16 protein-coding genes are annotated in these 12,684 nt (G+C 67.4%); 9 read left to right on the top strand and 7 right to left on the bottom strand.

Going from position 1 to position 12,684, the window contains the following annotated elements; translation table 11 throughout:
- Positions 1-29 precede the first annotated feature (29 nt).
- The gene (locus BN977_RS09320; RefSeq protein ID WP_234709532.1) at positions 30-329 is read right to left on the bottom strand and encodes a hypothetical protein; all 300 of its coding nucleotides are present in this window, start codon (positions 327-329) and stop codon (positions 30-32) included.
- Positions 330-591: 262 nt separating this feature from the next.
- Between BN977_RS09320 and BN977_RS31405 the strand changes: the two genes are divergently transcribed.
- Together BN977_RS31405 and BN977_RS32330 are read left to right on the top strand one after the other, a co-directional pair.
- The gene (locus BN977_RS31405) at positions 592-1,053 is read left to right on the top strand and encodes a hypothetical protein (protein ID WP_051561215.1); all 462 of its coding nucleotides are present in this window, start codon (positions 592-594) and stop codon (positions 1,051-1,053) included.
- A 235-nt stretch (positions 1,054-1,288) separates the two neighbouring features.
- Positions 1,289-2,233 carry a hypothetical protein gene (locus BN977_RS32330; protein ID WP_036397290.1) on the top strand — a complete coding sequence of 315 codons (945 nt, stop codon included), beginning with the start codon at positions 1,289-1,291 and terminating at the stop codon, positions 2,231-2,233.
- Positions 2,234-2,281: 48 nt separating this feature from the next.
- On the opposite strand, the gene rnhA is transcribed toward BN977_RS32330, so the two are convergent.
- Positions 2,282-2,749, bottom strand: coding sequence for a ribonuclease HI (rnhA, locus tag BN977_RS09305; RefSeq protein WP_024453181.1), 468 nt, complete (start codon positions 2,747-2,749; stop codon positions 2,282-2,284).
- Complete coding sequence (locus tag BN977_RS09300) at positions 2,746-3,372, bottom strand: VOC family protein (protein ID WP_036397288.1); 627 nt, start codon at positions 3,370-3,372, stop codon at positions 2,746-2,748. Before BN977_RS09300 ends, rnhA begins: the two co-directional genes overlap by 4 nt.
- A 123-nt stretch (positions 3,373-3,495) precedes the next feature.
- Between BN977_RS09300 and BN977_RS09295 the strand changes: the two genes are divergently transcribed.
- The 3 genes from BN977_RS09295 to BN977_RS09285 are packed head-to-tail and all read left to right on the top strand — an operon-like array spanning position 3,496 to position 5,157.
- A complete protein-coding gene (locus BN977_RS09295) occupies positions 3,496-4,164 on the top strand; it encodes an MPT63 family protein (protein ID WP_084172459.1) in 669 nt (222 codons plus the stop codon).
- Positions 4,165-4,209: 45 nt separating this feature from the next.
- Entirely contained in the window at positions 4,210-4,710 is a 501-nt protein-coding gene (locus tag BN977_RS09290; protein ID WP_036397287.1) for a hypothetical protein, read from the top strand.
- Positions 4,711-4,755: 45 nt separating this feature from the next.
- The gene (locus tag BN977_RS09285; RefSeq protein WP_024453177.1) at positions 4,756-5,157 is read left to right on the top strand and encodes a DUF5709 domain-containing protein; all 402 of its coding nucleotides are present in this window, start codon (positions 4,756-4,758) and stop codon (positions 5,155-5,157) included.
- A 39-nt stretch (positions 5,158-5,196) separates the two neighbouring features.
- Here the strand turns inward: BN977_RS09285 and BN977_RS09280 are convergent, their stop codons facing one another.
- Positions 5,197-6,432 carry an MFS transporter gene (locus BN977_RS09280; protein ID WP_036397286.1) on the bottom strand — a complete coding sequence of 412 codons (1,236 nt, stop codon included), beginning with the start codon at positions 6,430-6,432 and terminating at the stop codon, positions 5,197-5,199.
- Positions 6,433-6,530: 98 nt separating this feature from the next.
- Here BN977_RS09280 and BN977_RS09275 point away from each other — a divergent pair, with 98 nt between their 5' ends.
- A complete protein-coding gene (locus BN977_RS09275) occupies positions 6,531-7,682 on the top strand; it encodes an ROK family transcriptional regulator (protein WP_036397285.1) in 1,152 nt (383 codons plus the stop codon).
- Position 7,683: 1 nt separating this feature from the next.
- Here BN977_RS09275 and BN977_RS09270 read toward each other — a convergent pair whose 3' ends face one another.
- Complete coding sequence (locus BN977_RS09270; protein WP_024453174.1) at positions 7,684-8,058, bottom strand: nuclear transport factor 2 family protein; 375 nt, start codon at positions 8,056-8,058, stop codon at positions 7,684-7,686.
- An 18-nt stretch (positions 8,059-8,076) separates the two neighbouring features.
- Positions 8,077-8,958, bottom strand: coding sequence for an LLM class flavin-dependent oxidoreductase (locus BN977_RS09265; RefSeq protein WP_036397282.1), 882 nt, complete (start codon positions 8,956-8,958; stop codon positions 8,077-8,079).
- A 56-nt stretch (positions 8,959-9,014) separates the two neighbouring features.
- On the opposite strand from BN977_RS09265, the gene BN977_RS09260 reads away from it, so the two are divergent.
- Positions 9,015-10,214, top strand: a complete 1,200-nt coding sequence (locus BN977_RS09260) for an MFS transporter (protein ID WP_036397280.1) — start codon at positions 9,015-9,017, stop codon at positions 10,212-10,214.
- On the opposite strand, the gene BN977_RS09255 is transcribed toward BN977_RS09260, so the two are convergent.
- Positions 10,172-11,383: a diiron oxygenase gene (locus BN977_RS09255; RefSeq protein WP_036397279.1), complete on the bottom strand. Its 1,212-nt coding sequence runs from the start codon at positions 11,381-11,383 to the stop codon at positions 10,172-10,174. The genes BN977_RS09260 and BN977_RS09255 overlap by 43 nt on opposite strands.
- Positions 11,384-11,552: 169 nt before the next feature.
- Here BN977_RS09255 and cobF point away from each other — a divergent pair, with 169 nt between their 5' ends.
- Complete coding sequence (gene cobF / locus BN977_RS09250; RefSeq protein WP_036397277.1) at positions 11,553-12,296, top strand: precorrin-6A synthase (deacetylating); 744 nt, start codon at positions 11,553-11,555, stop codon at positions 12,294-12,296.
- Complete coding sequence (locus BN977_RS09245; RefSeq protein WP_036397276.1) at positions 12,293-12,673, top strand: phage holin family protein; 381 nt, start codon at positions 12,293-12,295, stop codon at positions 12,671-12,673. The genes cobF and BN977_RS09245 overlap by 4 nt, the downstream gene beginning before the upstream one ends.
- Positions 12,674-12,684: the final 11 nt, after the last annotated feature.

Genomic DNA, 12,684 nt, shown 5'->3' with positions numbered 1-12,684 from the left:
AGAGGCTCGCGGCGACCGGCGAACCGGGATCAAACGCCCTGCGGCTGGACATCCTTCGTGGGGTGTGGGCTGGTCTTCTGGTCGGCATTCGCCGGGGCCTGCACATCCTGCTGCCGGGGGCACGGGGCCGACCACCCGTGGTAGCCGAGTGCCACGCTGATGGCGGAGTACACCGCGGCCTCCGTCCACATGTAGCCGACACCCCAGCGCCTGCCCAAGAACACCGGTTCGCTGATGATGCCGCGCCGGGTGGCCACGGCGTAGGCGGCGTGCGCGTACGCCAATGCGGCGAACGATCCCGACAAGAACTTGCTGACTTCGCGGTTCATAATTGACTCCTTCTGCTATCGACACGACTCGCATGAGTGGTCGTCGACCATCTGCCGCCACCAGGGTTTTCGACGGCCAGTTCAGTTTCGAACCGGCCGGCGCCGGTGACTAGGGACTAAGGTCCCGGGCGGGCGGTGCCGAGCGGGGTCTGTCGGCCCGCATACGGCGGCCCTATGACTCTGCCCCGGGGCGATGAGCATTTCTACGGTGATCCGATGGGCGACGCACAGAGCTCGCCATACGATCCGGAGGAACGGCACCATGAAGGCTCTCAACATAACGGCATTGTCGGTGCTGACCGCGGCCGGTTCTGTCGCGACGGTTGCGCTGCTCACCCAATCGGCACCCGCCGGTGCCGATACCCCGGCGGTCGGAAGCGATTGTGCATCCGCTCAGATCGGTGATGCAGCAACGGGACCCGATGGAGCGGCACTGCGCTGTATGGCCGACGACCAAGGCAAGATCCATTGGCTTCCCGACACGCATGCGGTCTCCACTATCGCAGATCTGCAAGCTTCCGGTTACTCCGTGACCGTTGATAGGTCCGGGAATTCGCCGTTGATCGATTGCAAGGTGGTCGAGGTCCACAATCCGATGACCGTCACGTCGACGAACTATGGAGGCACGTCGCCGGGCGGCCCCGGCTCCCATGGTGACAAGCACCAAACCACCATCGTCGTCAGCAAGACCATAGACGTCACCCTGGACTGCACGGGCGGCTAGCTAAACCGTCCATCACGAGCGTCTGGTCGAATGCGCTCCGCGAATCATGGTTTTGTCGATCATCGGTTAGCGGCGCGGCGAAGATCGCCGAAGTGGCCGGTCAATTGCCGCATTAAGCGGGTCAAATCGCTACGAACAATTTCAACACAAGTTTGCTGAGGGCTGTGTATGCTGCTCGTGCAGCAAACTTTAGTTTGCTTCCCTCATTGTATTGAATCCAACCGAAGGGGGAGCGGTGGACGCTCTGAGCAATGTTCGTGACCGGATGACACCGATGGTGGCGCTGACCGGCGCCGTGGCGATCGCGGCGGCGGGCGCCGTGGCGGCGCCGCCGGCGCTGCGGGCCACCGAGCACATCACCCCCGCGGTGGTGCGCGAGGTGAAGTCCCTCCCAGTCGAACTGGCGGCCGTCAACTTCTTCGCACCGTATTACGCGATGCCTGCCGGCCCGGCCGGAACGGCCATCACGGTTCCGCTGTACGTCGTGACCTTGGCCGTGGACAACGTCGTCAAGGGCACGACTCAACTGCTCACCAACCTCAATGTGGACAAGCGGCTGGCGCAGCAGCCGGTCGTGCTGACACATTCGCTGGTGTTCCCGATCGCCACCGGAGCACAGATCGCCCTGGCCAGCGGTCTGGACGGAACATACGTCTACGGCAAATTCACTCCAGCCCAGGCACTGAACTTCTTCACCAACGCCGTCAAGGCCGCCATCGACGGCTTCATCGCCGCGGAGAAGGCGTTGTTCACCCCGCCGGCCCTGACGGCCAAGACGGCACCCCAGGATGTCGCCTCGCCGGCGATCGCGGAGGTCAACCGGACGGTGACGTTGTCCACCGCGTCGGCAGGCGTGACGCCGAAAACGGCACCCAAGCACAGCGCCGCAACCCCGACCGATGCGGCGCCGGAGCCATCGACCGCGGCGACGGGGGACACCGAGAAGGCAACGGGCGACACCGAGAAAGCCGAATCCTCCGCATCGCAGACCCCGACGGTCAAGAAGCCCACGTGGAAGCGGCCCACCTTCAAGCTGCCGACCCTCAAACTGCCGACCTTCAAACTGCCGGCTCCCAAGAAGGCCACCACCGCCGGCACGGCGGATACCGACACCACATCGTCGGCGCCGAAGGCCGACACCGGGTCGAAAGACGCCGGCTCCGAAAGTTCTTCGAAGTAGCCGCATTCCGGACTCGGGCAGCGCAAGGCGCTGCCCGAGTCCGTTCCGTCAGCGGATCAGCGTTGCGCGGCCGGCTTCGATGGCTTCCTGCATGCCCCTGGTCGCCAGCGCGTCGGCCAACTCGTTGTCGCCCACTCCCGAATGGCCTTTCACCCAGAACCATTCGACCTCGTGCCGTGCGCACGCCGCCTGCAGCCGCTGCCACAGATCGACGTTCTTCACCGGCTCCTTGGCGGCGGTCAGCCAGCCGTTGCGCTCCCAGCCCAGCACCCACTTGGTGATTCCGTTGCGCACGTAGGTGCTGTCGGTGTAAAGGTGCACCGGCACGGGGCGGGTCAACGCCTCCAACGCCATGATGGGCGCGGTCAGTTCCATCCGGTTGTTGCTCGTCTGGCCGGCGTCGCCGCCGCACATCTCGCGGACGTGCTCGCGATGCCGCAGCACCGCGCCCCAGCCGCCGGGACCCGGGTTCGGCCGGCATCCGCCGTCGGTGTGGATGATCACGGGGTGGGTCACCCGTCGAGCTTAATTCGCGAGATCATCGCCGTCCGAACCGACATTCCGAGCGCGCGGTGATCGAGTGTGGTGATCCGGCGTCCCGGCTGCACCGCGTCCTTGACCGGGGTGGCGCGCTCACCGAAGAACGCGGCGGTCGCGTCGATATCGGCGACGACGTAGGTGATGCCCCACAGCGATGACGGTCCGTCGCCGGCGGCCCCCGGCGTGCCGACCACCTCGATGATCACCGCTCCGAAGCGGAAGAAGATCTGACGGATCGGCCGGCCACCGAGTTCGCCGTCGCGTTCGCGGCGCGGCTGCTCCCCGATCGATGCCAATGCCGCGACGGTCCGCCGCAGATCGGGGGAGGCCACCACGATGTGGTCGATCGCGGTGACGCCGTTGGCGTGTGCGGCCGGATCCGCGGGTGCGGCGTCCGAGCGTCGGGTCGCGATGCCGTCGAGGGTTCCGTCGTCTGCGATACCGCGCAAAGACCATCCGAGGATGCCGCTGCCCTTGTCACGCCCGGCCAGTCGGATGCGAACCCCGCCCACGCGGCTGATGTCGCCGGGATCGACCCTGAACCCCGATCGGGCCCACGCCTCCGGTGGATCGGCCACCTCGATTTCGTCGACGGTCATGTCTCGATTCTGCAGGTCATTGCCCAGTCACAGACCACCAGGTGTGATTCGCCGAATCCGGTTTTCCCTGGTCTTGGCGTGGATATCGTGTGGTGATCCATCCGGGTGACCCGAGGGAGGATCATGAAGCTCACCTATCGCGCGGCAGGGGTGGTGGCACTGGCGGTCTCGCTGGGCGCCATGGGTGCCGGCACGGCATCGGCGATCGACAACATCAAGCCGTTCGGGCAGCAGGAAATCATCGACAGTGGGGGATCGGCGATCGGCTACACCGTTTCCGGTCTGCGGCCGAGTTCGGACGCGATCCCGTACCCGGTTGCCGGGCAGTTGTACGAGGCCACGGTCACCGTCGATGCGGTGCGGGGTGCGGTCAGTCCCGTCGTGCCCTTCTTCAATGCGCGCGCCGAGAACGGCGCCAGCTACCGGGTGCTGGCCAACGTCTTCACGCCGCAGGGGCTCAGTGGCGGAACCGTGCTTCCGGGCGAAAGCTCCACGGGCAAACTGTATTTCGATGTCGTCGGCGACGCGCCCAACAGCGTCGTCTATAACAACGGCGAGCACGATCTGCTCGGCTGGGTCCGGGTGGACGGGGCCCCGGATATGACGCCGCCGCCCGGGAGCGATTTCTCGTCCGAGCTGGTACCGGCGCCTGCCGAGAGCGTCGTGCCCGGATCCACCGGCCCGGACTTCACCAGTCCCGGTGTGACCGCCCCGGATCAGAACGGTTTGGACGAGATCACCGCCATCGAGGGGCCGAACGAGGGCACGCACGCCGAAGCGGGGCATCACTAGATCATCGGGCCTGCGCCGTCGCGGACCCGTTGTTAGTCTCCGCGTGTGAATCGCCTGTACGCGGTGCCCGCGGCCGCCGTCCTCGCCTTGCTCGGTGCCACGGCCGTTGCCACCGCGGAACCGGGCGACGCGGTGGTCGCCCTCGGCAAGTGCTACGACCCGGAAAAGGTCGTGCTGCAGCAGCCCGCGACATTCGACTACAACTGCGATGGCACCGGCGTGCTGCACGACATGGTGTGGACCTCCTGGGGTGTGGACGGTGCCCGAGGCGCCGGCACCGACAGTTCGGTGCAATGTCAGCCCAACTGCGCGCAGGGCACCCGGCTGGTGAATCCGGTTGTGGTGCATGCCTGGAATCCCCAGCCGGCCAAGGATGCGGCCTGCCCGGCCGATGTCCGGTACTTCACCGACCTCACCATCGCCTATCCGCAAGGGGCGCCGCCGTGGATCACACCGGGCACCGAGTGGTCGGCCGGCACCGATTTCGTCACCGTCGACGGGGCGCCGGCCGTGCACTTCTCCGGGCTGTCACCGCTGTGCGCGTAGACCGGGGAGTGGCAGCGCGGCGCCGTCGGTGCCATCGTGGTTCCCATGAGTAGTCCAGATTCGCCCGAAGAGACCGCAGGCCTGTACAGCGTGGACGACGACGATCAGCTGCCCCAGGAGGACACCCTGCTCGATCGCGGTGTCGACGATCTGCTCGACGAGGGCTACTCGCCGCCGGAGAAGTGGCAGGAGCCCCGCGATCACGACACGCTCGACGAGTTCCTGGCCGCCGAGGTGCCCGACCCGGCGATGGTGCTGGACGACGACTACGTCCCCGACGAGCAGGCCGGCGACGACGAGGTGGGCGACGTGCGCTCCGGTCGGCTGGTGGCCCCCGACGAAGGATTCGGTGTCGACGACGAGAAGGATCTGATCGGCACCGACGTCGGGATCGACGGTGGGGCGGCCTCCGCGGAGGAAGCCGCCGTGCACGTCATCGACGACTGACGGCGCGAGCGTCCCCGAAATGCCGGGGATCGCGGCGCGTCACTGTGCAGACAGGGCCGCTCGGCGACGAGTGGTGCGCTGCAGGGCGACGGAGAGCGTCAGCACCGCCAAGCCGGCCAGCGTCAGCAGGGCGCCCGCCGCCGCGGGAGCGGTGTAGCCGTAACCCGCGGCGATCACCACACCGCCGATCCACGCACCGGTGGCGTTGGCGATGTTGAGCGCCGAGTGGTTGAGCGCGGCGGCCAGCGTCTGGGCGTCGTGCGCCACGTCCATCAGCCGGGTCTGCAGGGCGGGCCCGATCGCCGATCCCGCGGCGCCGATGAGGAACAGACCCACCAGTGCGGTCCACGGGTTGTTAGCGGCCAGCACGAACAGGGCCAGCACCACGCCGAGCGCGCTGATGGACAGGTACAGCCCGCGGACCACCGAGATATCGGCCATCCGGCCGCCGGCCAGGTTGCCGATCACCATCCCGAGCCCGAAGGCCATCAGCGCCAGCGGGACCAGGGCGCGCGGCAGCCCGGCGACGTCGGTCATGGTGGTGGCGACGTAGGTGTACACGGCGAACATGCCGCCGAAGCCCACCATCCCGACCAGCAAAGCCAGCCACACCTGAACCCGGCGCAGCGCGCCCAGCTCGGTGAGCGGGCTGGTCACGTGCATGGAGCGCAGGTTGGGCACCCAGAACCAGATGGCGGTCAGGGTCACCAGCCCGATGGCCACCACCAGGCCGAAGGCGCTGCGCCAGCCGAAGTGCTGCCCGAGGGCCGACGCGACGGGCACGCCCACCACGGTCGCCACGGTCAGACCGGTCAGCACGTGGGCGACGGCCTTGGCCCGGTTCTGCGGGCCCATCAGGTGCGCGGCCACGAGTGCGGCGATGCCGAAGAAGGCGCCGTGCGGGATGCCCGCCACGAACCGGGCGGCCACCAGCGTGCCGTAGCTCGGGGCGAACACGCTGGCCAAGTTGCCCAGCGTGAAGAGCGTCATCAAGGCCAGTACCAGCGTCTTGCGGTTCACCCGGGCCGTCAGCGCCGCGATGAGCGGGGCGCCGATCACCACGCCGAGGGCGTACGCGGAGATGACATGCCCGGCGGTCGGCTCGGAGACGTGCAAGCTCGCGGCGATATCGGGCAGCAGGCCCATGGCCACGAACTCCGTGGTGCCGATGCCGAAACCGCCCAGCGCCAGCGCGAAGACGGCCAGCCAGCGCACGGTCGGATCGGGTGCGACGACGGACGGTGGCCGGTGCGGCCGGGCGATGGATCGGGTCACGTGACCAGCGTAGGGCCACTTAGGCCGCGCAGCCAACTGACTTTTGTCTATATCGGGTCAAAGTGGCGCAACTTACGTTTTCGGTGTTCAATCGGGTCATGGCCACCGCCGGCGACGTCTTCACCCTGATCAGGGAGCGGGGTGAAACCACGCGCGCCGACATCACCGCCGTCACGGGACTGTCCCGGACCGCGGTGGCCGCCCGCCTCGCGGCCCTCATCGACGCCGGGCTGGTGCTCGAAGGCGAGCAGGCACCGTCGACCGGTGGCCGGCCGGCCATCCCGGTCAGCTTCAACACCCACGCCGGCGTCGTGCTGTCGGTGGCCGTCGGGATCAGCCGGACCCGGCTGGCGGTGTGCGACCTGGCCGGAACGATCCTGCGGCTGTCGGATATCGATCAGGAGGTGGCCCTGGGCCCCGACGATCTGATGCCCGACGTGGTCAAGGGTCTCGATGTGCTGCTCGAGGACCACCCGTCGGCGACGGTGTACGGGATCGGGCTGAGTCTGCCCGGCCCGGTCGACCGCGAGCGCGGCTGCAGTCGGGATTCACCGATCCTGCCGGGCTGGGACCGGGTGGCCCTGCGGCCGTACTTCGCCGAGCGGTTCGACGCGATCCCGGTGATCCTGGGCAACGACGCCAACGCGATCGCGCTCGCCGAGCGGGGCGGCGAACTCGAAGGCCACAGCGACCTGCTGGTGCTCAAGGCTTCGACCGGGCTCGGTGCCGGCATCATCGCCGGCGGTGCCCTGCAGCGCGGTGCCTCCGGCGCCGCAGGTGAATTCGGGCACAACAAGATCGCCGCGGCCAAGGGGCGTCCCTGCCGGTGCGGCGACACCGGATGTCTGGAGACCGTCGCGGGTGGCTGGGCCATCGTGCACGAGTTGCAGCAGCGCGGTTACACCGTCCGGCACCTGCGCGACGTGATCGAGCTGGCCATCGGCGGCGACCCCGAAGCCCGCCGGATGATCCGCGACAGCGGGCGGTACGTGGGCGAGGGCATCGCCCCGGCGGTGAACCTGCTCAACCCCAAGGTGCTCGTCATCACCGGCGATATGGCCGGCGCCTACGACATCTTCGTCGCGGGCTTGCGAGAAGCGTTGTACGGCAACGCAACCACGATGGCCACCCGGGAACTCGAAGTGGTGGCCTCCGCGTACGGCGGCACGGCGGCGCCGGTTGGCAGTGCCGCCATGGCGCTCGACGAGGTGCTCAGCGCGCGCGCCGTCGACGCGCTCGTCGCCCGCTGACTCAGCCCGGCAGCTGCGTCTGTTGGTACAGCGCGAGTTTCCAGCCCGCCTCGGTGCGGTGATAGACGCTCGACATCGCTCCCACGAACGCGGGCTCGGGACCGTCGCGATAGCCGGTGCCGGTGTAGACCAGGGCGGCATTGTCGGCGTCGATCGCGATACAACGTACGTCGCTGATGTCGTACGCCCGCCACGGTGGCGATTCGGACAGGGCGGCCACCACCGTGTCGCGGTCCATCACCATGCCGTTGGCCAGCACCATGACCGCATCGGGCAGCATGATCGCCCCGTAGAAATCAGAACCCGTGGCATTGCACAGGGATTCCCAGCCGCTGCGTTCCAGTTCGAGCAGCCGGTTCCTCAACTCGTCCGTCATGCCGTGGGGATACCCCGATCAGCCGTTGGCCTTCGCGATGACGTTCTCGGCGAACCACTCCAGGTTGCGGATCTTGTCGTCCAGCGGCTCGGTGTCCTCGCCCATGATGTAGGGCACCCGGAAGCCGACGATCACGTCGGTCACGCCCTTGTCCTCGAGGCGCTTGATGCCGTCCAGGGAGAATCCGTCGATCGAGATGACGTGGATCTGGAACTCGTCGGCCTGCCCGATGCGCTCCTCGGTTTCGCGGTACTGCTGCAGCTTCGCCAGCAGCGGGTCGAGCTCCTCTGGGTCGCCGCCACCGTGCATCCAGCCGTCGTTGCGCGCGGCGCGCCTGAGGGCGGCGTCGGCATGCCCGCCGACCAGGATGGGCACCGGCTTGGTGGGTGCGGGCGTCATCTTGATGCTGGGGATGTCGTAGAACTCGCCGTGGTATTCGAAGTAGTCACCCGAGGTGAGGCCGCGGATGACGTCGATGCACTCGTCCATCCGCTTGCCGCGCTTGGCGAACGGCACACCCATGATCTCGTAGTCCTCGGGCCACGGGCTGGTGCCGACGCCCAGGCCCAGCCGATTGCCGAACAGTGCGGCCAGGGACCCGGCCTGCTTGGCGACCAGCGCCGGCGGCCGGATCGGCAGCTTCAGCACGAAGATGTTGAAGTGCAGGTTGGTGGTGACGGCCGATAGTGCGCCGATGAGTGCGAACGACTCGATGAAGGACTTGCCGTCCAGGAATTCGCGGTTGCCGTCCGCGGTGTACAGATACTTGGAGTCCGACACCTCGGGGTAGGCGATGCTGTCCGGAATGGTCATGGCGTGATAGCCGGCCGCATCGGCGGCTTTGGCGAGCGGGATGTAGTAGCTCGGGTCGGTCATGGCTTCCGCATATGTGAACCGCATGAGCTGATATTAGAACGTGTTCTAGTTCTGTGGGTCGGATTGGGGCAGGGCATGATGTGCGCGTGCCCGCCGCTTGGCTCACTCGCAACGTCCGCGTGCTGTCCGCGGTGTCCTTCCTGCAGGACACCGCCAGCGAGTTGCTGTATCCGTTGCTGCCCATCTACCTGACCACCGTGCTGGGCGCGCCGCCCGCGGTGGTCGGTGCGATCGAGGGCGCGGCCGAAGGCGCGGCGTCGCTGACCAAGCTGGCCAGCGGCCCACTGGGGGACCGGTTCGCCCGCCGCCCGCTGATCGCCACCGGGTACGGCATGGCGGCCCTCGGCAAGATCATGGTGGCGGCGTTCGCGTCCTGGCAGGGTGTCCTCGCAGGTCGGGTCGTCGACCGGCTGGGTAAGGGGCTGCGCGGCGCACCGCGTGACGCGCTGCTGGTGGTCGACGTCGACGACGCGCACCGCGGCCGGGTGTTCGGTTTCCACCGCGCCATGGACACCTTCGGGGCGGTCATCGGACCGCTGATCGGGCTGGCGGGTTACGAGCTGTTGGACCATCAGATCGCGCCGTTGCTGTGGGTGGCCGCGGTGCCGGCCATCCTCAGCGTGGCGCTGGTGTTCCTGTCTCGGGAGCGCAAGCGCCCGGCGCGCGCGGCGCGGCCGCCGATCTTCGCGCACGTGAAAGATCTGCCGGGTCGGTACTGGCGAACCGCGAGTGTGCTCGTTGCGTTCGGAATCATCAACTTTCCCGACGCACTGTTGTTGCTGCGGCTCAACGAGATCGGTTTCTCGGTCGTCGAGGTGATCCTGGCTTACGTCGGTTACAACGCCGTCTACGCGCTGAGCAGCTATCCGGCCGGGGTGCTGGCCGACCGGATCGGCCGGATCCAGGTGTTCGGCATCGGCCTGGTGTTCTTTGCGATCGGTTACGCCGGGTTGGGCCTGACCGACGATCCGGTGGCGGCCTGGCTGCTGATCGGTGTGTACGGACTGTTCACCGGCTGCACCGACGGGGTGGGCAAGGCATGGATCTCGTCGTTGGTCGGCCCGGAAACGCAGGCCAGCGCGCAGGGCGTCTTCCAGGGCGCGAGCGGATTCGCCATCCTGTTCGCCGGGGTGTGGGCCGGGCTGGCCTGGGGTGCCGGTGACGGCCGGGGCACCGTACCGCTGCTGATCTCCGGCGGTGTCGGCGCCGTGTTCGCGATCGCGGTGCTGGTGTTCGGTTACGCGAAGCGGAAGGGCGGCGAGCCCGCGCCGGCGATCTGATAGCCGCCCTGCTGGGAGCGTTCGGCGTACTTGCCCTGCACCGAATTCCCGTCGATCGTGACGGTGACGGCACCGCGCGGGGTCTCGGTGAGCTCGTCGAATACCGTGCCCTGCCAGTGGTATTTCCCGTCGATCGGGTCGAGGTGGCCGGTGAGCCGGACGCGAACCGCCCGCCCGTTCACCGTGGCGGGGCCGTCGTAGACGTCCTCGATGAAGGTCCCGAATTCGCCGTCGCCCTCGTCGAGCCGCTGGGCCGCCGGAACCGTCGCGGGCAGGAATCCGGAACGCCGCCAGACCCGCCGTGCGATCGGGCCGAGCAGGCCGACCTCTTGGAGGAACGCCGCCAGCGGGGCGAAACCGGAGATCTGGGTCTGCTTGCGGTGCGCGGAATTACGCGCCATCCGGCGGGCGGCGCGGGCGTCCAGGCCCACCCTGGCGTACTGCACCTTGTTGGTGAACAGGAAGCGGAAGAACAGGCCGCCTGCACCGTTGAGGTTGCCGATCCAGAACCGCTTCCACCGCGACATCGACTGTGTGCGCTTACGCAGTCCGTCGCGGGCGAACTGGATGTGCCGAGCCTCCTCGGTGACGTGAATCCGCATGAGCCGCTGGACCATCGGCTGTAGTTCGGGGTCGTCCATCATCTGCCGCTGCAGCGAGTCGAAGATCTCCTCACCGATCAGTGCGGCGACCCACAGCACCGAGCCGCGGAAGATGAACGGCAGGCCGTTGATGATGATGCGCTGGTACAGCCGAGGCCGCACCGGTTCGGCCCCCACCTTGGCGATCGCCTTCCCGAACATCACCATGTGCCGGGTCTCGTCGCCCAGTTCGGTCAGTTCGTAATGCGTGGTGCTGGCCGTCGGATCCTGGTGCATCATCTTGCGCAGCAACGCCTGGTTCAGGATGTTCTCGAACCAGATACCGGCCGACAGGGTGTTCACCAGCTCCTGGCGGGACAACTCGATCTGTTCGGCCCGGCTCATCGCCTCCCACAACGGGGTGCCGTACAGCGAGACCACCTTGGGCGGCAGGAAGAACTTGTCCGGGTCCAGCGGCGCGTCCCAGTCGATGTCGACGATCGGGGCGTACGACTTGCGCACCGATCCCTTGAGCAGCCGCTCGGCGAATTCCGCGCGCGTGGTCTGAGTCCTCAGCGAAGCCGTCATCGGTGACGTTCCTTTCGAATCCCGTGAATCGACGCTACGTCCGCCCCGGGCGGGTAGTCAATACCCGAGGTACCGGATACTTGCGGTTCGCCGAAATCGACGAAATGTCCGCACCTACTCGTACTTTGCCGCCCGTTTGCGCAACTGGGCGGTCGGCTAGCCTTCCTGGGTGCGCACCATCCATGTCATCGGTATCGGCGCGGGTGACCCCGACTACGTGACAACACAGGCGATCTCGGCGCTCAACGACACGCAGGTGTTCTTCGCGATGGACAAGGGCGAGACGAAGGACGATCTGGTCGCGCTGCGCCGGCTGATCTGCGACCGGTTCATCACCGAACCCGGCTACCGGTTCGTCGAACTGCCCGACCCGAAACGGGCCACCGACGGTCACTACCGCGACAACGTCGACGAGTGGCATGCCGCCCGGGCCCGGCTGTGGGCGCGGGCCATCGACACGGAGCTCGGGCCCGACGGTGTCGGGGCCTTTCTGGCCTGGGGCGATCCCTCGCTGTACGACAGCACGCTGCGCATCCTGGAGCGGGTGGCCGAACACGTCGCGTTCGACTTCGACGTCATCCCGGGCATTACCGCCATCCAGGCGCTCACCGCGCGACATCGCATCGCACTCAACGAAATCGGCGCACCGGTGCTGATCACCACCGGGCGTCGGCTCCGCGACCACGGGCTGGCCGAGGACGCGGTGGTGATGCTCGACGGCGAATGCTCGTTCTTGACCTGCCCGCCGGACACTCAGATCTGGTGGGGTGCCTACCTGGGCACCCCGGACGAGTTGCTGGAGTCCGGCACCGTGGGCGAGGTGGGGGAGCGGATCGCGGCGCGCCGCGCCGAGGCCAGAGCACGGCACGGCTGGATCATGGATATCTACCTACTGCGAGGAGCAGGTCGATGACGTCTTTTCTGCTGCGCGCCGCTCTGACCGGGCTGGCGCTGTGGGTCGTGACGCTGTTCGTGTCGGGCATCCGCTTCGTCGGCGGTGACACCACACTGCAGCGGGTCGGCATCATCTTCGTCGTCGCCGTCATCTTCGGTGTGGTCAACGCGGTCATCAAGCCGATCGTGCAGATCATCTCGATACCGCTCTACATCGTGACCCTCGGGCTGTTCCACGTCGTGGTCAACGCGTTGATGCTGTGGATCACGTCGTGGATCACCGAGCACACCACGCACTGGGGTCTGTTCATCGACGATTTCTGGTGGACCGCGATCTGGGCGGCCATCGTGCTGTCCATCGTCAGCTGGCTGCTGTCGCTGCTGATCCGTACGTGAGACGCGCTGTG

The sequence above is a fragment of the Mycolicibacterium cosmeticum genome, from assembly GCF_000613185.1.
Classification (GTDB): domain Bacteria; phylum Actinomycetota; class Actinomycetes; order Mycobacteriales; family Mycobacteriaceae; genus Mycobacterium; species Mycobacterium cosmeticum.
Note: the sequence above shows the minus strand (reverse complement) of the source record. Positions and strands in the feature narration are given on the sequence as shown.

Coding starts and splice junctions, on each gene's coding strand:
- BN977_RS09320 (WP_234709532.1), bottom strand. CDS start 329: ATGAACCGCGAAGTCAGCAAGTTCTTGTCGGGATCGTTCGCCGCATTG.
- BN977_RS31405 (WP_051561215.1), top strand. CDS start 592: ATGAAGGCTCTCAACATAACGGCATTGTCGGTGCTGACCGCGGCCGGT.
- BN977_RS09300 (WP_036397288.1), bottom strand. CDS start 3,372: ATGACCGTCGACGAAATCGAGGTGGCCGATCCACCGGAGGCGTGGGCC.
- BN977_RS09295 (WP_084172459.1), top strand. CDS start 3,496: ATGAAGCTCACCTATCGCGCGGCAGGGGTGGTGGCACTGGCGGTCTCG.
- BN977_RS09285 (WP_024453177.1), top strand. CDS start 4,756: ATGAGTAGTCCAGATTCGCCCGAAGAGACCGCAGGCCTGTACAGCGTG.
- BN977_RS09275 (WP_036397285.1), top strand. CDS start 6,531: ATGGCCACCGCCGGCGACGTCTTCACCCTGATCAGGGAGCGGGGTGAA.
- BN977_RS09270 (WP_024453174.1), bottom strand. CDS start 8,058: ATGACGGACGAGTTGAGGAACCGGCTGCTCGAACTGGAACGCAGCGGC.
- BN977_RS09265 (WP_036397282.1), bottom strand. CDS start 8,958: ATGCGGTTCACATATGCGGAAGCCATGACCGACCCGAGCTACTACATC.
- BN977_RS09255 (WP_036397279.1), bottom strand. CDS start 11,383: ATGACGGCTTCGCTGAGGACTCAGACCACGCGCGCGGAATTCGCCGAG.
- BN977_RS09245 (WP_036397276.1), top strand. CDS start 12,293: ATGACGTCTTTTCTGCTGCGCGCCGCTCTGACCGGGCTGGCGCTGTGG.